The organism is Streptomyces sp. NPDC093225, from assembly GCF_044753805.1.
GTDB lineage: Bacteria > Actinomycetota > Actinomycetes > Streptomycetales > Streptomycetaceae > Streptomyces.
Window position 1 is genome coordinate 415807 of the sequence record NZ_JBIVNX010000002.1, and the last position, 21511, is coordinate 437317.

The 21511-nt window shown below is 73.2% G+C and carries 18 protein-coding genes; 4 read left to right on the plus strand and 14 right to left on the minus strand.

What is annotated here, in order from left to right; translation table 11 throughout:
* Positions 1-24: 24 nt before the first annotated feature.
* Both ACIQCH_RS03895 and ACIQCH_RS03900 read right to left on the minus strand, forming a co-directional pair.
* Complete coding sequence (locus tag ACIQCH_RS03895) at positions 25-771, minus strand: response regulator transcription factor (RefSeq protein ID WP_402577601.1); 747 nt, start codon at positions 769-771, stop codon at positions 25-27.
* 42 nt (positions 772-813) lie between these two features.
* Entirely contained in the window at positions 814-1434 is a 621-nt protein-coding gene (locus ACIQCH_RS03900) for a rhodanese-like domain-containing protein (protein WP_402577602.1), read from the minus strand.
* 96 nt (positions 1435-1530) lie between these two features.
* On the opposite strand from ACIQCH_RS03900, the gene ACIQCH_RS03905 reads away from it, so the two are divergent.
* Positions 1531-1818 carry a metal-sensitive transcriptional regulator gene (locus ACIQCH_RS03905; RefSeq protein WP_402577668.1) on the plus strand — a complete coding sequence of 96 codons (288 nt, stop codon included), beginning with the start codon at positions 1531-1533 and terminating at the stop codon, positions 1816-1818.
* A 16-nt stretch (positions 1819-1834) separates the two neighbouring features.
* Here ACIQCH_RS03905 and ACIQCH_RS03910 read toward each other — a convergent pair whose 3' ends face one another.
* The 5 genes from ACIQCH_RS03910 to ACIQCH_RS03930 form a co-directional block, all read right to left on the minus strand.
* Positions 1835-2581, minus strand: a complete 747-nt coding sequence (locus tag ACIQCH_RS03910) for a sulfite exporter TauE/SafE family protein (RefSeq protein ID WP_402577604.1) — start codon at positions 2579-2581, stop codon at positions 1835-1837.
* 206 nt (positions 2582-2787) lie between these two features.
* Positions 2788-4155, minus strand: a complete 1368-nt coding sequence (locus tag ACIQCH_RS03915; protein ID WP_402577606.1) for a rhodanese-like domain-containing protein — start codon at positions 4153-4155, stop codon at positions 2788-2790.
* A 170-nt stretch (positions 4156-4325) separates the two neighbouring features.
* Positions 4326-5339, minus strand: a complete 1014-nt coding sequence (locus tag ACIQCH_RS03920) for a hypothetical protein (protein ID WP_402577608.1) — start codon at positions 5337-5339, stop codon at positions 4326-4328.
* The gene (locus tag ACIQCH_RS03925; RefSeq protein ID WP_402577610.1) at positions 5336-6634 is read right to left on the minus strand and encodes an MFS transporter; all 1299 of its coding nucleotides are present in this window, start codon (positions 6632-6634) and stop codon (positions 5336-5338) included. Before ACIQCH_RS03925 ends, ACIQCH_RS03920 begins: the two co-directional genes overlap by 4 nt.
* Before the next feature lie 85 nt (positions 6635-6719).
* Positions 6720-8132: a DNRLRE domain-containing protein gene (locus ACIQCH_RS03930; protein WP_402577612.1), complete on the minus strand. Its 1413-nt coding sequence runs from the start codon at positions 8130-8132 to the stop codon at positions 6720-6722.
* Between the two features lie 214 nt (positions 8133-8346).
* Between ACIQCH_RS03930 and ACIQCH_RS03935 the strand changes: the two genes are divergently transcribed.
* Positions 8347-9387: a vWA domain-containing protein gene (locus ACIQCH_RS03935; RefSeq protein ID WP_402577614.1), complete on the plus strand. Its 1041-nt coding sequence runs from the start codon at positions 8347-8349 to the stop codon at positions 9385-9387.
* Positions 9388-9470: 83 nt separating this feature from the next.
* On the opposite strand, the gene ACIQCH_RS03940 is transcribed toward ACIQCH_RS03935, so the two are convergent.
* Positions 9471-10727, minus strand: a complete 1257-nt coding sequence (locus ACIQCH_RS03940) for an MFS transporter (RefSeq protein ID WP_402577616.1) — start codon at positions 10725-10727, stop codon at positions 9471-9473.
* Between the two features lie 202 nt (positions 10728-10929).
* Here ACIQCH_RS03940 and ACIQCH_RS03945 point away from each other — a divergent pair, with 202 nt between their 5' ends.
* Positions 10930-12135, plus strand: a complete 1206-nt coding sequence (locus ACIQCH_RS03945) for an ATP-grasp domain-containing protein (RefSeq protein WP_402577618.1) — start codon at positions 10930-10932, stop codon at positions 12133-12135.
* A 54-nt stretch (positions 12136-12189) separates the two neighbouring features.
* Here the strand turns inward: ACIQCH_RS03945 and acnA are convergent, their stop codons facing one another.
* The 6 genes from acnA to ACIQCH_RS03975 all read right to left on the minus strand — a co-directional run bounded on the left by acnA (position 12190) and on the right by ACIQCH_RS03975 (position 20898).
* Complete coding sequence (acnA, locus tag ACIQCH_RS03950) at positions 12190-14874, minus strand: aconitate hydratase AcnA (protein ID WP_402577620.1); 2685 nt, start codon at positions 14872-14874, stop codon at positions 12190-12192.
* Positions 14875-14878: 4 nt separating this feature from the next.
* Positions 14879-16630, minus strand: a complete 1752-nt coding sequence (locus ACIQCH_RS03955; protein ID WP_402577622.1) for an asparagine synthetase B family protein — start codon at positions 16628-16630, stop codon at positions 14879-14881.
* Between the two features lie 21 nt (positions 16631-16651).
* On the minus strand, positions 16652-17446 hold the full coding sequence (locus ACIQCH_RS03960) for a hypothetical protein (protein WP_402577624.1): 795 nt from the start codon (positions 17444-17446) through the stop codon (positions 16652-16654).
* On the minus strand, positions 17446-18825 hold the full coding sequence (locus ACIQCH_RS03965) for a hypothetical protein (RefSeq protein ID WP_402577626.1): 1380 nt from the start codon (positions 18823-18825) through the stop codon (positions 17446-17448). The genes ACIQCH_RS03960 and ACIQCH_RS03965 overlap by 1 nt, the downstream gene beginning before the upstream one ends.
* Before the next feature lie 41 nt (positions 18826-18866).
* Positions 18867-19598, minus strand: a complete 732-nt coding sequence (locus ACIQCH_RS03970) for a phytanoyl-CoA dioxygenase family protein (RefSeq protein ID WP_402577628.1) — start codon at positions 19596-19598, stop codon at positions 18867-18869.
* A gap of 292 nt (positions 19599-19890) precedes the next feature.
* Positions 19891-20898 (minus strand): TauD/TfdA family dioxygenase, encoded by a 1008-nt coding sequence (locus ACIQCH_RS03975; RefSeq protein ID WP_402577630.1) that lies wholly within the window; start codon positions 20896-20898, stop codon positions 19891-19893.
* A gap of 506 nt (positions 20899-21404) precedes the next feature.
* Between ACIQCH_RS03975 and ACIQCH_RS03980 the strand changes: the two genes are divergently transcribed.
* Positions 21405-21511, plus strand: a 107-nt coding sequence (locus tag ACIQCH_RS03980; protein WP_158939665.1) for an S-adenosylmethionine synthetase N-terminal domain-containing protein, incomplete at its 3' end; no start/stop codon positions are given.

Genomic DNA, 21511 nt, shown 5'->3' on the forward strand with positions numbered 1-21511 from the left:
CGCCACCGCACCGGGCCGTCGGCTTCACTGACCGCATGGAACACGACGCACCAGCCTCGGGGCCGGCCCGCCGTACGCGCGGGGCCCTGCTGCTCGTCCTGGCGGTACTCGGCACGGCGGGCGCCGCGTACGTCGTGCGGGGCCCGCTCCTGATGGCCGCACCTCGCCGAGCCGTTTGCGCAGTGCCGAGAGGGTGATGCGGACGGCGTTGGTGAACGGATCGGCGTTCGCGTCCCACGCGCGTTCCAGGAGCTCCTCGGCGCTGACGACGCCGCCGTCGGCGCCGACCAGGACCTCGAGCACCGCGAACTGCTTCCTGGTCAGCGCGACGTACCGGTCGTCCCGGTACACCTCCCGGCGGAACGGGTCCAGCCGCAGGCCCGCGATCTCCCGCACGGGCGGCCTGCTGTGGGCGCGCCGGCGGTCGAGCGCCCTGAGCCGGAGCACGAGCTCCTGCATCTCGAACGGCTTGGTGAGGTAGTCGTCGGCGCCGAGCTCGAACCCGGAGGCCTTGTCGTCGAGACGGTCGGCCGCGGTGAGCATGATGATCGGCATGCCGCTGCCGGAGGCGACGATGCGCGTGGCGATCTCGTCACCGGACGGTCCGGGGACGTCGCGGTCGAGGACCGCGATGTCGTAGGCGTTGGTGCCGAGCAGTTCCAGTGCGGTGTCGCCGTCACCGGCGATGTCCGCCGCGATCGCTTCCAGGCGGAGGCCGTCGCGGACGGCCTCCGCCAGCAGGGGCTCGTCCTCGACGATCAGCACGCGCATGCCCCCGATGCTACGAGCCGGCGCATATCGTCGACATATCGATCACCGGCCGCGCAGGGCGGCGAGGGCGGCGTCCAGGTCTGTCGCGCGGGGGCGGTTGTGGGGCAGCCGGCCGAGGAGGGCCGCCATGCCGCAGGTGCCGGTCAGCGCGGAGAGGACCAGGCCGCCGGCCGTCCCCGCCGGAAGGAGCAGCAGGAGCGGGTGGACGAGCAGGCCGAGTACGAGCCCCAGGAGCATCAGGACGCCGGCCGTGAAGCGGACCTGGCGTTCCATGCTCCAGCCGGCACGGGTGTCGCAGGCCGCGGGACGGTGCAGGTCGTGGCCCGCGGCGGCCCACGCCCCGGTGCCGCCGTCGAGCGTCGCGGCGGCCACGCCGTGCTCGGCCAGCAGCGCGCAGGCCCGCGCGGAGCGGGCTCCGGACGCGCACACGACGAGGACGCGCGAGCGTTCTGCGGCACGCCGTACGTCCGGCAGGGCGCGCCGGATCCGGTCGACGGGGACGTTGAGCGCGCCGGGCAGGTGGCCGGCGGCGTACTCGGAGGGCGTGCGCACGTCGACGACGACGAGCTCGTCCAGACTCGCCCGGGCCTGGGCGACGTCCAGGACGGCGGGCGCGGGGGAAGGGGACGAGGAAGGGGAGGAGGAGGGGGCGGGCGTGGTCATGGCAGAGGTGATCCTTCGTGGTCGACGTCGCCCCGAACCGGGACGTACAGTACCCCTGGGGGTATTTATCCCCGGGGGTGTTTCAGAGGAGTGATGGTGGAACTGGAGCTCGAGGGTGCGGACCTGAAGGCCGTGCTGAACCGGCTGCGGCGCGCGCAGGGTCAGATCGCCGGCGTGATCCGGATGATCGAGGAGGGGCGTGACTGCGAGGACGTCGTCACCCAGCTCGCCGCCGCTTCCCGGGCGCTCGACCGGGCCGGGTTCGCGATCATCGCGACGGGCCTCCAGCAGTGCGTGGTGGACGCGCGCTCCGGGCGCCTGGACGGGGAGGACCCGCAGGCGATGCGCGCCCGGCTGGAGAGGCTGTTCCTGTCGCTGGCCTGAGCCGGCGGCGACGACCTCACGACGCCGCGTCGACCAGCATGGACGCGGCCACGGACAGCAGCACCAGCGCGAAGGTCCGTTGCAGGGCCGGACCGGAGATCCTGGCGGCCAGCCGCTTCCCGTCCCAGGCCCCGAGCACCGCCGCCCCGGCGAAGGGCGCGATGACGGTCCAGTCCAGCCCCGGTGCCGTCCCCGCCCGGGTCGCCAGCGCGGCCACCGAGTTGACGGTGATGACCAGCAGGCTGGTGGCCACCGCGCTGCGCATCCGTACGCCGAGTACGCCCACCAGCGCGGGCACGGCGAGGAAGCCGCCCCCGACGCCGAGGACGCCGGTGACCGCGCCGAGCCCGGCGCCTGCGGCCGCGGCCCGTCCCGGCCGTACCGGGACGACGGCTCCGGCACGGGGCGCCGTCCGCAGCATGCGGGCCGCCGCCGCGGCCGCCACCAGGGCGAAGCACGCCGTGAGGACGGCCCCGGGGATGCGGGGGGCGAGCGCGCCGCCCAGCACCGCGGGTCCGAGGCCGGCCGCCGCGAACAGCAGCCCCGTGCGCCAGCGCACGTGTCCGTCGCGGGCGTGCGCGACCAGCGCGACGGCCGAGGTGACGGCGACGACGGCCAGGCTCGCCGTGGTGGCCGCGACCGGGGTGAAGCCGAGCAGGTAGATCAGGGCGGGGACGGCCAGCACGCTGCCGCCGCCGCCGAGCGCCCCCAGCGCCAGGCCGATCACGGCCCCGGAGACCAGGGCGAGGACGAGCGTGCTCATGCGACCGCACCCTGCCCGCCGGTCGCGTCCACGACGGTGCGCGCGGCCGCCTCGTGGACGGTCACGCGGCCCGGGCCGCCCGGGCTTCGCCTGAAGATGTTCATGTCGGATTCCCACTCGTGGTGCGCAGGGGTGCGCAGGGGTACGCAGGGTGCGCAGGGGTACGGAAGGCCGCTGACGGCCACGGCCGTGCGGCCACACGGCCGTCAGGGCCGTCGCACGACCAGTCCGGCCCGCTCGGCGGCGTCGAAGGCGTCGTCCACCGCGAGGACGTGCCGGCCGGCGGCGTCCAGGAGGGAGGCGGCGATCGCGGCGCGCATCCCGCCCGCGCAGTGCACCCACACCTCGCCGTCCGGCACCTCGTCGAGGCGCTGGTGCAGGAGGTGCACCGGGACGTGGAGGGACCCCTCGACGTGGCCGTCGCCGCGCTCCGCGTCCCGGCGGACGTCGAGCACGACGACGTCCCGGCCCCGGCGCCGGTCGGCGAGGTCGGCGAAGGTCGCGCGCGGGAAGGACCGCGGCGCCTCGCCCTCGCGCAGCCAGTCGGAGGGTGTGCCGGTGGCCGCTGCCGCCGGGCGGTCGATGCCGACCCGGACCAGTTCGCGCTGGGCGGTGGCGAGCTGCTCGGCCGACTCGGCGAGCAGCGTCACCGGCCTGCCCCACGGGATCAGCCAGGCCAGGTAGGTGGCGAGCTGCCCCTCGGCCTCGAAGTTGAAGGAGCCGGAGACGTGTCCCGCGGCGAACGCGACACGGTTGCGCAGGTCCACCACCCACTCCCCGGCGGCCAGCCGGGCGGCTATCTCGTCGGCGTCCGCAATGGTGGGCGGGGTCAGGTCGACCGGCGCGGGCCCGGCGGCGTTGGCCGGTCCCATGTGCGCGTAGTAGGCGGGGACGTCGTCCAGCCCTGCCAGCAGTGCGGCGACGAAGCCGTCCACGTCCCGGGTGAGCGCGTCGTTGGACGCCTTCTCCTTGCCGATGGTCGTGGCGCCGCCCGCCGCCTGCGCGGACGAGCAGAAGCTGCCGAACCCGTGCGTGGGCAGGACCGCGGTCTCCTCCGGCAGCTCGGCGGCCAGTCGGTGCGCGGAGGCGTGCTGGGCCCGGGCCAGCCGCTCGGTCAGTCGCGGTTCGACGAGGTCGGGACGCCCCACGGTGCCGATCAGCAGGGAGCCGCCGGTGAACGCCGCGACGGCGGTGCCGTGCTCCTCCAGCACGTACGAGGTGTGGTGCGGGGTGTGGCCGGGGGTGGCCAGCGCGCGCAGCGTCAGGCCCGCACCGGCGTCGACCTCGACCCGGTCCTGGTCGTGCACCGGCACGCGCCGGAAGGAGACGCGGGCGGCGGCCGGCACCAGGTACGCGGCGCCGGTGATCCGGGCGAGCTCCGGGCCGCCGGTCACGTAGTCGTTGTGCACGTGGGTCTCCACCACGTGCGTGATCCGCACCCCGCGTCGGGCCGCCGCCGCGACCAGCAGGTCCACGTCGCGCGGCGGGTCCACGGCGATCGCCGTGCGCTCTCCACCGGCCAGGTAGCTCCGGTTGCCGAGCCCTGACACCTCGATCGTGTCGACGAAGAACACGACACACTCCCTTCAGCGAGAAATTACCCCCCGGGGTATGCCCTCGACGGTAGCACAAATACCCCCGGGGGTATTTTTGAGGCCGTGGTGGGCCCTCACCGGGGGTGATGCTCGCAAGGGGGGACGGCCGGGGCGGGGCGCGCCGACCCGCGCCCCGGCACGTCCCGGTGTCAGCGCGCCGCCGGCAGCACCGCGGGGGAGTTGGCGCCCTGCACGAGGACGCGGGGCCTTCCGCCGCCGTCCGCCGGGACCGTCCACACGTCGTTGGTGCCGTCGCCGCGCTGCAGGCCGTACGCGAGGGTGCGGTCGTCCAGCCAGGCCGCCTGGTCGTCGACCGACCGGGTCTCGGCCGACTCCGTGCGGCGCAGGGTGGCGAGGTCGAGGACGGACAGGCGCCAGCCCTTGCGGGGGTCCGCGTCGACGGCCTGCTTGAAGGCGATCCGGGTCCCGTCGGGCGAGAGCGAGGGGCACTCCACGTTGTCCGCCAGCGTGCGCAGGGTCCGGCGTGCGAGGTCCCCCACGGCCAGCGAGCGGATCCCCCCGCTGGAGACCGTCGCGTAGAACCGGTCGGAGTCGGCGGCGAACGTCACGCCCCAGACGTTGACGTCCGCGGCGCGGTGGCGGCGCCCGCCCCGGAAGAGCGCGAACTCCTCCAAGGAGCCGATGACCTTCCCGGTGCGCGTGTCAAGGATCCCCGTACGCGTGGAGAAGCCCCCGCCGGCGTACGAGTCGCCGCCCACGAACAGCGTCCAGCCGACCATGCGGCCGTCCGGGGAGACCCGGGTCCGGTTCGGCAGCCCGCTCAGGGACAGGCTGCGCCGCACCCGCAGGTCCGCGTCGAGGACCAGCAGCCGGGGAGCGCTGAGCGCTCCGGCGGGGGTGAGGCAGGCGGTGGTGCCGCCCGCGGTGTAGGCGCGGTCGCAGTGCCGCGAGGTGACGGTGCGCGGGCCGGCGGGGTCGGCCAGCGGGACCGTGGACAGCAGTCCGTTGCTCAGCACCCGCAGCCCCGCCCCGCCCGGACGCCCGGCGCCGGGGGAGGTCGCGGCGGCCGCGGCGGGGGCGTCGCCGGGGGCGGACTGCGCCCGCTGGCGGGCGACGACGACGGTGGTGGTCGCCAGGGCCGCGAGCAGGACGGCGGCGATCGCCGTGACGAGGATCCTGACGCGCTGGTCGGGGCCGTTCATGAGGTGGCACGGGTCCTTTCGTCCGGGTCGGGTCGAGAGGCCGGCCCGGGGCCGGTGCGGGGTGCGAGCAGGAACGCCGTCACCGCCCCGGCCACGACCACGCCCACCGCGGCGCCCCGGCTCGCCGCCGCCGGGCCCCATGCGTGCCACGCCAGTCCGAAGACCACCGAGGAGCCGAGGTAGGCCAGTGCCTGGCCGCTCTGGACCAGCGCGATGCCGGTCGTCCGCAGCCGTTCCGGCAGGACCGGCCCGGCGAGTGCCATCAGCACGCCCTCCGTGGCGGCGTAGAAGGCGCCGTTGAGGCCGACGGCCAGGACGAGGAGCGGCGGGCCGTCGAGGGGGCCGTGCAGCAGCAGGTAGACGAGCGCCAGCGCGCCGTAGCCGCCCAGCATCACCGGCAGCCGTCCGACCCGGTCGGCGAGGGCGCCCAGGGGGGCCGCGAGCAGGAGGTAGGAGAGGCTGGTGCCCACGGCCAGCAGCGGGAACCAGCCGACGGACAGCGACTCGCGCCGCTGCAGCAGCAGGTACACGAAGCCGTCGCCGATGGTGGCGAGGCCGAGCAGGCACGCCGCGGCCACCAGGCGCCGGACCGGCCGGGCCCGCAGCAGCCCGCCGACGGCGCGCGGCGAGACGGTGCCCGCCGGTGGCCGGGCCGCCCGGTGGTCCCGTACGAAGAGGACGAGGACCAGCACGCCCAGGGCGGCGATGCAGAAGCTGGTGACGAAGACGGCGTCGAACGACTGGGCGGCCGCCGTCAGGACGCCCATGGCCACCAGCGGACCGGCGAAGGCGCCGATGCTGTCCATGGCCCGGTGGACGCCGAAGGCCCGGCCGAGGGCGTGCTCGGGCGTGGACAGGGTGATGAGCGCGTCCCGCGGAGCGGTGCGCAGACCCTTGCCCGCCCGGTCGGCGGCGAGGACCAGGCCGATCGACGACGCCGAGCCGCCGACGGCCACCAGGCCGAGCTTGGCCAGCGCCGAGAGCCCGTACCCGGTCCCGGCGACGGCCTTGCGCCGGCTGACCCGGTCGGCGACGTACCCGCCGACGAGCCTGAGCAGGGCCGTGGCCCCGGTGTTGAGCCCGTCGAGGACCCCGTACGCGGCCGGGGTGAGCTGCAGGCCGAGGACCAGGTACAGCGGCAGGACCGCGGTGACCATCTCCGCGGAGACGTCGGTGATCAGGCTGACGGTGCCGAGCGCGAGGACATTGCCCCCGACCATGGTCCAGCGGCCGCGCCGGCCCGGACCCGGGGCGTCGGCCGGCAGCTCCGTCCTGCCGATCGTCGAGAGATACACGGGGTGGCGACCTCCGTTCGGGAGGGGCCGTACGCCGCCCGCCCGAAGACGACGGGCGGGCGGGGCACGGCCCGGGCGGGCGTGATCAGTGGCAGGTGCCCGTGCCGCTGTCGTTGTAGGTCTTGCCCGCCTCGGGGACGAACTGCCAGTCGTAGCCGTTGGCGTGCAGGGTCAGCTTCAGCACGCCGAAGGTGTTGTTGTTGCGGGCCTCGCTGTTCGGCTGGATGGTGCCGAAGCCGTACAGGTCGGCGCCGCCCATGCCGGCGACGAACTGCCGCAGACCGCGCCCGGTGTCGAGCTGGCCGCTCGGGTTCTGCGGGGCGAACCGCTCGTACTGGTGGTTGTGGCCGGTCAGGATGACCTCGGCACCGTTGTCGTACAGCGCCTGCACGAGCGGGCCCGTCGAGGGGTCACCGGCGTGGCTGGAGCTGGACGTCCAGCGCGGCTTGTGCCAGTAGGCCACGGTGCACGGCTTGGTGCTCGCCGCCAGGTCGGCGCGCAGCCACTGCTCCTGCGCGGACCCCACGGCCATGCCCGTCTCGGAGTTGAGCGCGACGACGTGCCAGTTGCCGAGGTCGTAGGAGTAGTAGCCGCGGCCCGACGGACCCGCGTTGGACCCGAAGTAGCCGTAGTAACCGGAGGCGCCGGAGGTGTGGTAGTCGTGGTTGCCCGGCGCCGGGCGGGTACGGGCCTTGTGGCGGCCCCACGTCGGCTCGTAGTACGTGGTGAAGTCCGAGGCGGTGCCGTCCGGGTAGGCGTTGTCGCCGACCGTGAACACCGTGCCGGGGATGCCCTCGAGCAGCTTCGCCGTCGCGGTGTCGCCGGAGCCCGCGGTGGCGATGTCGCCGGCGCCCACCAGCACCGGGTCACCGGTCGGCGGCGTGGTGTCGGTGGGCGTCGGGGTCGGGGTCGGCGTGGGCCCGCTGCCCGTCTCGATCACCAACTGCGGTGCGGTGGCGCCGGTCTCGCGGGAGTCGTAGTCCGCGCCGTTGGTGCTCGTCGACGTGACGCCGATGCCGAACGTGCCGTTGCCCTTGACGTACGACGTCACGTCGACCTCGTACCAGGTGTTGCGGGAGACCGTCCCGAGGGAGCCCAGCACGGCACCGTCGACGGGCGGCCGGTTGGCGTACGTGACCGACGTCTCGGACCACGCCGCGGCGGACATCGCGCGGAACGTCCCGCCGTTGCTGCTCTCGGCGCCCGCCACGTCGTCGACGTGGACCCGGAGGGTCGCCCGGGTCACCGGCTGCGTGACGCCGGAGACGTCGAACTTCAGCAGCATCTGCTTGACCGGGCTGTTGTCGACGCCGAGTTGCTGCGAGGCGCCGTAGTTCGTGGCCGGGTTCTGGCCGTCGACGTAGGTGTCCGCGGTCGCGGTGAACGTGGTGCCCGCCGCCGAGGCGGTGGGCGCGAGGACGGTCAGGGCGCCGGCGGCCAGGGCGGCCGAGGAGAGTACGCCGACCAGAGCCACCGTGGTGCTCTTCCGACTGGGCATGCGAAGCCTTTCGCTCGCGGGACGAGGGCGTCACGGAACGTAGGGGGGCCATGATGCGCCCCGGTGATGCCATGAGGTTGCTCAGGTGGCCCTTGGGTGAACCGCCGGCGCCGCCCCGCGGCGAGGGCCGGGGCGGCGCAGACCAAGATCGATTGTCAGTGGTGACTGCGAGGATCGGAGTACCGAATCGGAGAACGGAAACGGGGAGTTCGCCATGTCCGGAACCCAGAACTACATCAACCACGTCGCGCTCGTGCTGGACGCCAGTTCGTCCATGTCCCACCTGAGCGGCAAGGTCGTCGAGGTCGCCGACCAGCAGATCGCCTACCTGGCGCGCCGCTCGCAGGAGCTGGACCAGGAGACCCGGGTCACGGTGTACGTGTTCTCGAACCAGGTGGAGTGCGTCGTCTACGACAAGGACGTGCTGCGCATGCCCTCCCTCCAGGAGGTCTACCGCACCGGCGGCATGACGGCCCTGCTCGCCGCCACGCTCAAGTCGCAGCACGAGCTGGCGCAGACGGCCCAACTCTACGGCGACCACAGCTTCCTGACGTTCGTGCTGACGGACGGGCAGGAGAACGCGAGCCACCGCTGCCCGGGCACCCCGTCCAAGAAGCCGGCCGAACTGGTGCGGGCCGTGGCCTCCATGATCGAGACGCAGGCGGAGAACTGGACCCTCGCCGTCCTCGTGCCGGACCAGATGGGCAAGCGCGAAGCCATGCAGTACGGCTTCCCCAAGGACAACATCGCCATCTGGGACGCCACGAGCACGCAGGGCCTGCAGGAGGCCGGTCAGGTCATCAAGGAGGCCACCGAGAAGTTCATGGTGGGCCGCACCAAGGGGATCCGCGGATCGCGGGCCGTCTTCTCGACGGGCGCGGACGTGGTCAACAGCGACACCATCAAGGCGGCCGGTCTCGAGCCGGCGGACCCCTCGCAGTACCAGCTCGTTCCCGTGGCGCGCGATGCGGCGATCCGGGAATGGGTCGTCGAGTCCGGGCACGACTACCGCACCGGCTGCGCGTTCTACGAGCTGACCAAGTCCGAGAAGATCCAGGCGCGCAAGCAGGTCGCGGTGCTGGAGAAGACCTCGGACCACGTCTACACGGGGCCGGAGGCCCGCGCCCTGCTCGGCCTGCCGGACGCGGAGGTGCGCATCAAGCCGGACCACAACGACGACTTCACCATCTTCGTGCAGAGCACCAGCGTCAACCGCAAGCTGGTCCCGAACACCCGCCTCCTGATCATGACCTGACGCCCCGTGCGCCCCGCGAGCCCCGGGCCGGCCGGGGCGCGGCGACAGCGGACCACCGCCGGCGATCCGGTGCCGCCGCTCGGTCAGGCGGCCACCGCGGGGACGGACTCCGTTCCCGCCGGCCGGGTCCGCTCGGCCCAGCGGGCCACCGCCGGGGCCGCGAGTCCGGCCGCGGCCAGCATCGTGCCCATCACCAGCCAGCCGATCCACCCGTGCTGCACGATGAGCAGTGCCGTGACGGCCGGCGTGATGGCCGTACCGAGCTGCGTCGTCAGGCCGAACATGCCCTGGTACTGGCCCTGCGCGTGCTCGGGCGCCAGCTCGTACGACAGCGCCCAGGAGCCGGCGCTGTAGAGGAGCTCGCCCACCGTGTGGATCGCGACACCGGCCACGAGGAGGAGCACCGCCACCCACGCGGAACGTCCCGAGGCCAGGGCGATCGCGGCACAGCAGGCGGCGAGCCACAGACCGGACCGGAACAGTGCCCTGGCGCCGCCGCGCACGTCCTCGGCACCCTTGCTGACCGGCACCTGGAGGAAGACGACCATGACGGTGTTGACCAGCAGCAGGGGCGCGAACACGGACATCGGCGCGTGGGTGTTCTCGGCGATCCAGATGGGCAGGGCCACGTCGAGGATGCCCGCGTTCATCATCAGGACGGCGTTGATCATCCCCACGGCGACGAAGGGCCCGTCGCGCAGCACGCCCCACGGCGAGGCCTCGGCGGGGCGCGGCACCTTCGGTACCTCGTCCAGGGCGAGGAACGCCAGGCCCGCCACGATGAAGAGGCCGCCCGAGGCGATCAGCGCCCCGGTGTAGACGGCGGACGAGTCCCGGCCGAGCACCAGGCCGCCGAGCAGGGCACCGACGGAGAACCCGACGTTGGTCACCGACCGCAGGTAGGCCCGGGTGCGCACCCTGTCCTGCTGCGGGACCGCGAGGGCGACGAGGGCGCCGCGCGAGGCGTTGGACGCGGAGTCGGTGACCGCCACCAGGGCGGCCGCGGCGATCAGCGCGCCGAAGCCCCCGACGAGGACGTATCCCCAGACGGCCACGCCCTGCAGGACGACGGAGCAGACGGCCGCCGGCCGCGCGCCCAGGACGTCGCTGGCGTGGCCGGCGGGGATGCTGACCAGCATGCCGACGACGGCCGCGACGGTCAGGGCGAGGCCCACGTGCTGGGAACTGATCTCCACGGAGCGCGTGAGGTAGAGCACGATGATCGCGACGACCACGCCGTTGCCGGTGCTCCGGGCGAGCGTGCTCAGCGCCAGCACCCACACGGGGCGCGACGAGGGCAGCAGCGAGCGGAGGGATATCGCCCTTTTCTTCTGATTCAATGCGGACTCCATGAAGCGCACGGATGAGCAGAATGCATCCCATCAGGATCCATTCTGTTGATCAACATGATTCGAGCGGGGACCCTGTGACCTTCCTCACGTAGCTGGCTCCGGTGTGCGGCATTAAATTAAATGCCCCCGGAACAATGACCAAAGGGACCCTGTGACTAATACACCAGAATCCGTTCTCCATATTGGCTGGATGTTCCGTGCGGTCGCCGCTCTGCACCGCTCCGGAGTCGAGGTCACCTGTGTTCTCACGCCGGGCGACGTCGAGGCCGCCCGGCGCGAATTCCCGAACATGAGGACCGTGCTGGTGACCGACCAGACGAGCGTCGACCAGGCCCTTGCCGGGTTGACCAGGAACGCACTCGACCTGCGGGACTTCGACGCGGTCTGCAGTGGTCTCGAGTTCTGTCTGGCCACCGCGGCCGTGCTGTCCGACCTCGCCCGCATCACGGATCGGGCCGCCTTCGGCGCCGTTGCCATGCGCGACAAGGATGTCCAGAAAGCACTGGTCAGGGCCGCCGGCGTGAGCACCGCGCAGTGCGTCACGGTCAGCGGCGCGGCGGACGTGGCGGCCCACCCCGACCGGTTCCCCGTCGTGGTCAAGCCGCTCAGCGGCAGTGGCGCGCTCGACACCTTCCGCATCGACCGCCGTGACGATCTGGCCGAATACGTTCGCACCACGGACACGAAGGGCCCCTGGCTCGTCGAGGAATTCATTTCCGGCGCCGAGTTCCAGGTCGACGGCGTCGTGCGCGGCGGCGAGGTGACGTTCCTTTCGCTGGGCCGCTACCTCGAGAACATCATCGATATCCATGACGGCGGGCTCGTCGGCTGCATTGCCCTCCCGCCCGCCCTGCACGCGGAACTCTTCGAAAACGCCAAGGTGGTCGCCCGGGACTCCCTCAAGGCTCTGGAACACGTCGACGGCGTATTCCATATGGAAGTCTTCGTGCGCGACGGGGAAATCGTGTTCGGTGAATGCGGAGCACGTGTCGGAGGCGGCCGGACCGACGAGGTCGTCGAGCGTTCGTTCGGCGTGAACCTGCACGACGAATGGGTCCGCGGGGTGCTCGGCCGGCCCGCCGCCCCGGGCGCGCCCGGCGCGGGCGGCACGAACGCCGTGCACGGTGACATGCACCTCTACGCCCCCCAGGGCCTGGTCCGCGAGGTACCGACGAGGGACGAGGTGCTCGCCCGCCCCGGCGTCGTCCACGTCGAGCTGAAGATCACCCCGGGCGGGACCATGCCCGACGTCACCTCCGCCTCGTACCTCCACGCCGGAGTGGCCGTGATCTCGGGAGCCGACGACCGGGAGGTGGAGTCCCGCATGAAGGAGCTGTCCGCCTGGTTCGCCGCGAGCGTGGTCACCGAGCCGTCGCCGTCGCCGGACGGCCCGTGAGGGTCCGCCCACAGCGGCTGCCGGGCGCCCCGTCGAGGGGCGCCCGGCAGCGGGTCAGGCCGGATCGCCCACCGCGCGCAGCGCTTCCCGCCGCAGCCGCGCCACGGTGTACGGCAGGACGCCGCCGGCGGTGAAGTAGGCGCATTCCCGGCCCGTTTCGAGTGCGGCGACCGCCTCGAAGGACCGCTGCGTCCCGTCCCGGCGCCGGACGCGCACGGTGACCGCACCGCGCGGGCCCAGCCCGGTCAGACCCAGGAGATCGAGCTCCTCCGTCCCGTCGAGGCCCAGGGCCCCGGCGTCCAGCCCGGCCGGGAACAGCAGGGGGAGCACGCCCATGCCCACCAGATTGCTCCGGTGGATCCGCTCGAAGCCCCCGGCGAGGACCGCACGGACGCCCAGCAGCGCGGTGCCCTTGGCGGCCCAGTCACGGGCGCTGCCGCAGCCGTACTCGGCCCCGGCGACCACGACGAGGGGCACGCCCGCGGCCCGGTACGACTGCGCCGCCTCGTGGATGGACACCAGTTCGCCCGTCGGCTGCAACCGGGTCCAGGGGCCTTCCCGCCCGTCGGCCAGGGCGTTGCGCAGCCGTACGTTGCCGAAGGTGCCCCGCACCATCACGTGGTGGTTGCCGCGGCGGGCACCGAAGCTGTTGAACTCCCGCTCGGGGACCCCGAGTCCGCTCAGGTACCGGCCGGCGTCGCCGTCGCGGGGAATCGCACCGACCGGCGAGATGTGGTCGGTGGAGACCGAGTCCCCGAGGAGGGCCAGGATCCGTCCGCCCAGGACGTCCCCGGCAGCCGCCGCCCCGTCCGCGGGCCTGTCCGCGGGCCCGTCCAGGTACGGCGGCTCCAGGATGTAGTCGGACCCGTCGGGCCACTCGTACAGGTCGCCCCGGGGGGCGTCGAGGGCGCGCCACGCGGGGCCGCCCTCGTACAGGCCCGCGTAGGCGGTGTCGTACAGGTCGGCCCCGACGGCCGTACGGGTCGCCTCGGCGACCTCCCGCGGGCTGGGCCACAGGTCGCGCAGGTACACCTCGCGCCCGTCGGGGGCGACGGCGACCGGTTCCGCGGTCAGGTCGCGGGTCACCGTGCCGGCCAGGGCGTACGCGACGACCAGGCCGGGCGAGGCGAGGTAGGAGGCCTTCACCTGCGGGTGGATCCGGCCCTCGAAGTTGCGGTTGCCGCTGAGCACGGCCGCACCCAGCACCCCCTCGTCCGTGACCGCCCGGGCGGCCTCGGGCAGCAGGTCGCCGCTCATGCCGTGGCAGGTGGTGCAGCCGAACGCCACGACGTGGAAGCCCAGTTCCTCGAGGGCGGGCAGGACGCCCGCCCGGTCCAGGTAGGCGGGCACCGTGCGGCTGCCGGGCGCGAGGCTGGTCTTGACCCAGGACGGGACGGTGAGACCGAACTCGACCGCACGCCGTGCCACCAGGCCCGCGGTCAGCATCGACCCCGGGTGCGAGGTGTTGGTGCAGCTCGTGATCGCGGCGATGAACACCGAGCCGTCGGCCGGCCGGTCGGCGTCCCCGGGTACGGGCGCCACGCCCAGGCTCCCCGGGACGTCGCGCAGCGCGACGCGCTGATCGGGCCGGCCCGGCCCCGCGACGCAGGCCTCCACCTCGCCCAGGTCGAGCGTCACCACCTCCGCGTACCGCACCCGCGCGTCCGAACCCGGCTCACGGAAGAGCCCCTGCGCCCGGCAGTACCGCTCGACCAGCTCGACGTGCTCCGCCGGCCGGCCGGTGATCCGCAGGAACGCGAGCGTCTCGGCGTCCACCGGGAAGAGCGCGGTGGTCGCCCCGTAGTCGGGGGCCATGTTCGCCAGGGTCGCCCGGTCCGGAACGCCCAGGCCCGCGCACCCCTCCCCGAAGAACTCGACGAAGGCCCCCACCACGCCGTGGCGGCGCAGCCGTTCCGTGAGCGTGAGCACGAGGTCGGTGGCCGTGGTGCCCGGCGGCAGCGCCCCCGTCAGCCGGACTCCGACCACCCGGGGGGCGGCGAGCAGCACCGGCTCGCCGAGCAGCACCGAGGTCGCCTCGATCCCTCCGACGCCCCAGCCGAGGACGCCGAGCGCACCGACCATCGGGGTGTGCGAGTCCGTGCCGAGCACGGTGTCCGGGCGGGTCAGCCCCGCCCCCTGCGGACCCTCGGCCCGCACCACCACCTGCGCCAGCCGCTCCAGGTTGACCTGGTGCACGATGCCGTTGCCCGGCGGTACGACGCGGAAGCCGTCGAAGGCCTGCTCCGCCCAGCGCAACAGGGCGTACCGCTCCCGGTTGCGGGTGAACTCCAGCCCCGTGTTGAGGCGCAGCGCGTCCGCCGTCCCGGCCGCGTCCACGCGTACGGAGTGGTCCACGACGAGATCGGCGGGAACCGCCGGACCCACCGCGGCCGCGGGCAGGCCTCGCCGGACCGCCGCCGCGCGCAGCGCCGCGAGGTCCAGCGCGACCGGGACCCCCGAGAAGTCCTGGAGCACCACCCTGGCCGGCTGGAACGCCACGTCGGCCCCGTCGGCCGGCCGCAGGAGCGCGTCCAGCACCTCCGGGCCCGCCTTCCCCGCCGCCACCACGTGGGCCGCGTTCTCCAGCAGGAGCCGCACCGTGTAGGGCAACGTGTCCAGCTCGACCCCGGCGGCCGCCGCGAGCTCGTCCAACGGGTACAGCAGGACGCCGTGGGCCACGTCGTCGCGCCGCACGGGGGCGTGGGCCGGCCGGGGGCGGCCGTCGGTTCGGTCGTTCACGGGGTCAGGCTCCTCTGGGAGGGGTGGGGAGGTTCGCGGCGGCGGAGCCGGCCCGCTCCAGCCAACTGCCGAGACTCAGCAGGGGGAACACCAGGCCGGTGGCCCCGGGCCGGCCGGCCCGCACGTCACCGACGAGCCGGTCCACACCGGCGGCCCGCAGACCGGCGGCCGCGAACAGGTCCCGGCGCTCCTCCAGTTCGCGCAGGACGTCCTCGCGCCGCGGCCCGGCCAGCCACTCGTCGACGGGGGCCCGGAACGGCTTCTTGACCTCGTCGATCCAGCGGGGCAGCCGGCTGGCGTACGCCTGGCGCAGCGGCACCTTCGTCTGCCCGCCGCGGACCAGTTCGGACATCGGGAACGAGCGTCCCAGGGCGGGCAGCCCGCCGTGCAGGAACGGGGTCCGGCCCTCGATGCCCCGGGCCATCAGGAGGTGGTCGGCCCGGCGCAGCAGCGGTTCGAGGCTGTGCTCGTACTCGAAGTCGCGGGTGGTCTCCGCCGCGGACCGGCCGTCTGAGGCGGGCAGCGCGGCCCGCAGCGCCTCGCGCGCCGCCTCCCGCGCCTGCGGCTCCAGCAGGTCGCCGACGAGCGCGAGCCGGTCCGGTGCCAGGTAGAACTGCTCGGCGGAGGCCAGCCCGTCCAGCCCGAGGTAGCTGCGGTAGCCGCCGAACACCTCGTCCGCGCCCTCGCCCAACAGGAGCACCACGATCCCCGACTCGCGGGCCAGGCGGGCCAGCGCCGCGTACATCGGGACGCTGGTCAGCGCCGTCGGCTCGCCGAGCACCGCCACGGCGTCGGAGATTCCGGCGAACAGGTCCGCCGGCCCGAACTCCGTCCACGTGTGCCGCCACCCGCGCCACGCCCCGCCGGGCAGCCCCAGCTCGGCGACGTCGCGCACGCCGTCACCGTTGCCGCGCGGCACCACGCTCACGGTGGCGAGGTCCTCGATGCCGCGGCCCGCCAACTCGAGGGCCAGGACGGTGGAGTCCAGGCCACCACTGAGCGCCAGGCCCAGCGGCCGGTCGGAGACGAGCACGCGGTCCACCGCACGTGCGACGGCGTCCCGCACGGCCTGCGGCGCCGTGTCCCCGGGGGCCGCGGCCACGTCGGCCTGCCAGGGTCCGCTCCCCGGGAGCCGTTCGCACCGGCCCTCCTTCAGGAGCAGCCGGGCGCCCGGCGGCACGGGCTCGATGTCCTCGTAGCACGTGCCGCCGTCCACGACCCGGCCGAGCAGGACGAACTGCGCCACGGCCGCGGGGCGCACGCGCGCCGGACCGAACACGTCCAGCAGCGCCGGTATCTCGGAGGCCACCGCGACGCCCTGCGGGCCGCGCCGCAGATAGAGCGGCTTGATCCCCAGGGGGTCGCGGCTGATCTCGACGGAGCCGTCGGGGGCCCGGCGCACCAGGGCGTACATGCCGTCCAGCGCGGCGGTGTCGTGTTCCGCGACCGCCTGCGCCTCGTCCAGCCCGCCCCGGGGCACCGTGACCCGGGGCGCGCCCTCACGCGCGCCGGACCCCACGGCGTACACCTCACCGTTGTAGGCGAGGTGCACGCCGTCGTGGCCCGTGGTGAAGGGGACCCCGTCAGCGGGGCGGCTGCGCACCCGGAGCCGGCACATGGCGACCGCGGACGTGGCGTCACCGGCCACGCCGTGCCCGTCCGGCCCGCGGTGCGCCAGCCGGCCGATGCCGTGCCGCGCCAGGTCCCGGGCGTCCAGGACGCTCCCCGGCCCGCTCGCGGCAGGTGCCAGGCTCACTCCGACGACTCCGCACATGGGTCAGGCGTCCTGGCGCGGAGAGACGGCGGAGGCCGTGTACATCCGGGTCTTCGGCGCCTGGCCGAACTCGGTGGCCGAGGCCAGGGCGAGGCCCCGGCCCTCGACCTCGGCGGCGGCGACGAGGCCCAGTACGTCCTCGTGGTCGAACCGCTGCTCGCGGCCGCGCCCCCGGTACCAGTCGAGGAGGATCTCGGGGTCGATCCCGCCGTGCGGGAGCAGCGAGTCGGTGAGGACGTCCCCGGCCGCGGCGAAGTCGATGACCTTCGACCCGGCGTCGAAGAACGTCTCCAGGGTGCCGCGCTCCCGGCCGGTGTCGATCATCCGCTCGTCCATCGGGTACAGGCCGAGCTTGATGGAGGCGCGGACCTGGCCGCCGTCCGCGAGGAGGTCCAGCATGCCCTCCAGCCCCCGGCGCGCCTCGTCCTCGCTGAACCGGTTGACCAGGCGGTCGTTGAGGACGAACTGCTGCGTGCCGCGCAGCGCCTCGGGGGCCCGCTGGGTGATGTCGTGGCGCAGGATCGTGCAGGAGCCGGCGGGCAGCGCCGCCCGCAGGTCCTCGCACATGCGCTCCGAGAAGTCCATGACCGTGACCTCGGCGCCGAGGGCGATCAGGGCCTCGACGAGGTCCTTGGTGGAGGCGCCGACGACCGTGCAGCGCGCGCCGGCGGTGATGCCGGCCAGGAAGAGGCCGATCTCCTCGTCGCTGGGCTTGGCGGTGGTGCGCCCGGTCTCCCAGAACAGGGAGCCGATCAGGTCCCAGGCGGCGGCCTTCGTGTTCTCGGTCTGGATCGTCATCAGATGCTCCCTACAGGGTCGATCAGGCTGGAGTTGTAGTCGCCCGCGAGGACGTGGTTGAGGTAGGTGCCGGCGCCGCCGACCACCCGGTACCCGTGCGGGACACCGGCCGGGATGAAGACCGACGCGGGGCTCTGCACGGGGAAGACCTGGTCACCGAGCCACACCTCGACGGACAGTCCGCCGTAGCCCGCGCCCTCGCCGAGGAACATGAACAGGCTGTCGCAGTGGTGCACGTGGGTGTCGACGTGGCCCGCGCCGTAGTCGTCGAGCTGGGGGATGCGGCGCGCGATGCAGTACTGGTCCGCACCCGGCACGAAGCGGTTGTCGACCAGGACGTAGCGCTCCCCGGGGCCGTGCCGGTGGTGGCGCAGCTCGGTCGCGGAGATGACCTTCGGGTCGACGACCCAGGCCGTGGGGTCGGCCGGCAGCTGCGGGCGGGCCACGCTGCCGGTCCGTCCGAACGTGGCGGGTGCGACCCATTCGTAGGATCCGGGCTCGCGTTCCACCGCACGGACGTGCAGCTTGGCGACGTGGTGGAAGACGTCCCGGCCGACCACGGGCCGACGGTGGTCCGGCATGGAGCGGGAGTACGCGCCCACCCGCCGGCTGAGGTCGCCCAGCAGGTCGCCGTCGGCGAGCTCGCGGGTCCCCCGGTAGTGGAGGTTGGCCGCGAGGGCCGCGTAGTCCGTGATGCCGGCCCGCTCGCCGAGGCCGTTGACGGAGGTCGACACCCACGTGGCGCCCGCGTCGATCGCCGCGAGCGCGTTGGCCATGGCCAACCCGCGGTCGTCGTGGAGGTGGACCTCGATGTCCACGCCGGGACATCGCTTCTTCAGCTCCCGGACCCGGGCGGCGGTGTCCTGGGGCTCCAGGATGCCGAGCGTGTCGGCGAAGCAGATCCGCTCGGCGCCCGCCTCGATGGCGACGAGGTACGCCTCGACGAGTTCGCCGGGATCGGTGCGGCTGCTGTCCTCGACGGTGAACCGTACGCGCAGCCCGAGGTCGCGGGCGTGGGTGACGGTCTCGCGGATGCGTCCGTAGAGGTCGCTCAGGTCGCTGCCGGGGAGCCGGGAGCGCCGGGAGACGTCGTTGACGCCCAGGAAGATGCCGACCCAGGCGGCGCCGCTCTTGGCCACGGCCTGGATGTCACCGAGGTGGGCGCGGGCATGGGCGAGGACGGGCGTGTCACCGGCCGCCTCGACGACGGCCGCCACGCGCAGCATCTCGCTCTCGTCGATGGCGGGGTGGCCGCACTCGATGGTGTCCACCCCGGATCGGATCAGCAGGGTGGTGACTTCCACGCTCTGTTCGAGGGTGAAGCAGCCATGGGCCGACTGCATCCCCTCGCGCAGGGTGCCGTCGATGATGAAGGTCATCTGTTCTCCAGCGGCTGAGAGGGTCGCGGGGGGTTGTCCGGTCACTCGGCACCGAGCGCGTGCAGAGCGTCCAACGGGAAGTGGTCCTTGGCCGCGAAGCCGGGGGCGGAGGAGTCGGCGAAGACGACGACCATGCCCCGGCGGTCGGCGGGCGAGGTGTTCGCGGCGCTGCCGTGGGCGAAGTAGCGGTCCCACATGACCCCGTCGCCGGGACGGAGTTCGAACTGCACGGGCTCGCGCAGGCCGTCCTCCGCGGCGTCCAGGCTGGGGTGCCAGCGGTACTGCGGCCGGTCGCGGTGCGCGACCTCGCCGCCGCTGTGCGAACCGGGGCTGCCGAAGAGGCCGCCGTTGGCGGGCGACACCTCCGTCAGCGCGAACCAGACGCTGAACGCGCCCGGGTAGGTGTGGGTCCACAGGGCCTGGTCCTGATGGAGCGCCACCTCGGTGCCGACCAGCGCCGGCTTGAGGAAGGCCGCGTGGAAGACGACCCCGGCGCCGTCGCCGACGACCTGGCGGGCCAGGTCGGTGACGCCGGCGCGGTTCAGCAGGGGACCCCAGACCTCGGGGTCGTTCCACAGCAGCCGCCGGAGCTTGCGCAGCCGGCGGACGCCGTCCCCCTCGTCGTACTCGGGCTCGTACGAGGAGGAGACCTCCGCGGCGCCGTCGAGGTCGTCGAAGAACGCGACGGCCCGGCGGCGGTCCTCGTCGTCGAGGAGTCCCGGGAGGAGCTGGTAGCCGTCCCGTCGATAGCGGTCCAAGTCGATGACAGGCATTGCGGTAGCTGCTTTCTTTTCGAGTATCGGCCGCAGTACCTCAGCTGCTCCGGAATTACTTCTCGGCAGCTTCGTACAAAGGCGGAAGATGAACGAACGGGCCGCCGGGAAACGTATTTCCCGGATGGGTCTGACCCGATATTTCAGAAGAAGAACAGGAACCCGGCCAGAGGGTGCACCCCGGTATGACGGGGACGTAGGGCCTCGACGCGACAAAAGGGGCGCGAGGTGGTGGCGCGGGCAGTGGCGACGCCGATATGTCACGCGCGCACGGATGAAAGCGGGGTTCGGTTCAACCGAGTTCGGAAACGGCGCGGCCGAAATCCGCGGGGACGGTCCCCGGGGCCCAGACGCCGCCCCGGTAGCTGCCCGCCGCGACCGCTCCGTAGAGCGACGCGTAGTGCTCGGGGAGCTCCGGGCTGCCGGCGAAGGCCAGCCAGAGGCGGAGCAGGAGCCGGCCCCGGCCGCCGCCGTCCGCGAACGCGGTACGGGCGTGCAGGATGTGGAAGTTGTTGATCAACTGCAGGTCGCCCCTGCGGAGTTCCATGTCGAGGGAGACCCCGGGCCGGTCGAGTGCCTCGTCCAGGGCGGCCATCGCCTCGAGCTGGCCCTTGGTGAGGCGGGGAGCCGCCTCGTGGCGCTGGGAGCCCTCGATGAAGCGCCGCAGGTAACGCGTCGCGAACGAGTCGTCCACACGGCTGAAGACGGGGATCGCGGACCAGGGGGCCTGGCCCGGCTGCTCCTCGCCCCGGCGGTCGTTCGGGAACGGCCGGTAGAGCTCTTCCAGCAGGTCGGGCCGCTCGTGAAGGAGCAGGTCATGGACGGCCCTGGAGGACACGAGCCGGCTCAGGCCGCCGGAGGTGGCGGGGCGGACGCACAGCAGCCCGATCACGTCGGTGCGGTCCACGTGGAAGGGGAGCGCCGCGGAACTCTCGTAGCCGCGCTGGACGGGGCTGGCGATGTCGGCGCCCCGGTCCTCGACCCGGCCGAGCAGATCGGCCTTGCGGCTCTGGGTGACGGGGCGGCCCAGCAGGAGCCCGAAGAGCCAGTAGGCCATCTCGGTCTCCCGGGGGTCCTCGGCGTCCACCGGGAAGTCCTCGACGACGGCGAAGCCCGGGCTGCCGGCGATCCGGCGGCCCAGTGCGGCCGCGAACGCCTCGGTCAGGTCCAGCCCGCGGGGCTTGGGGGCGGCGAGGTCGAGCCGGTCGCCGGCGGCCAGCGCGGACCGTGCGGCACGGGTCAGCTCCGCTGCGACCCCGGGCGGCATCGGGATGCGCCACTGCTGCTCGTCTTCGGCCATGGAGGATCCCAGCCAACCATCGCCTACCAGAATTCCCGGCCCTTCGGCCGATGGCGATCCTGATTGAACGGGAGAAAGCACAGAAACCGCTCTCCACTCAATTTGTATGTGCGGATGAGACCTTTATTCATTGTGTAAATCTCGGTCTTTTTAATGCAGCTCGAAAACATGATCACCCTAGTCAGGCCCGAGCGAGCGTGTCGATGTGACGATGATCACGAAGAGGTTGGAAAATTTCGTGAACCCTTGATGTGTCGGCCCTGCGGAATTCTGTGAAGGGGGGGTGAAGGCACTGAATCCAGAGTTCCACATCCCATCGCCCAAAAGGTGATCTGGGTCATACCGGAGGGGCTGTTGATCATGGGTATGGTGCAGCCGCTTAGGGGAGGCCATCCCCGCCGGGAGGCTGCGCGGACGCATCCCAGGAGCACCTTCGGGGTGCCCTGGTTCCCGCTGCTCACTCCCTGGCGATCACATGCACCTGACCCAGTCGACCCTGGAGAACCATGTCCCGTCGTCTGTTCACCTCGGAGTCCGTGACCGAGGGCCACCCCGACAAGATCGCTGACCAGATCAGCGACACGATCCTCGACGCGCTTCTCGCCGAGGACCC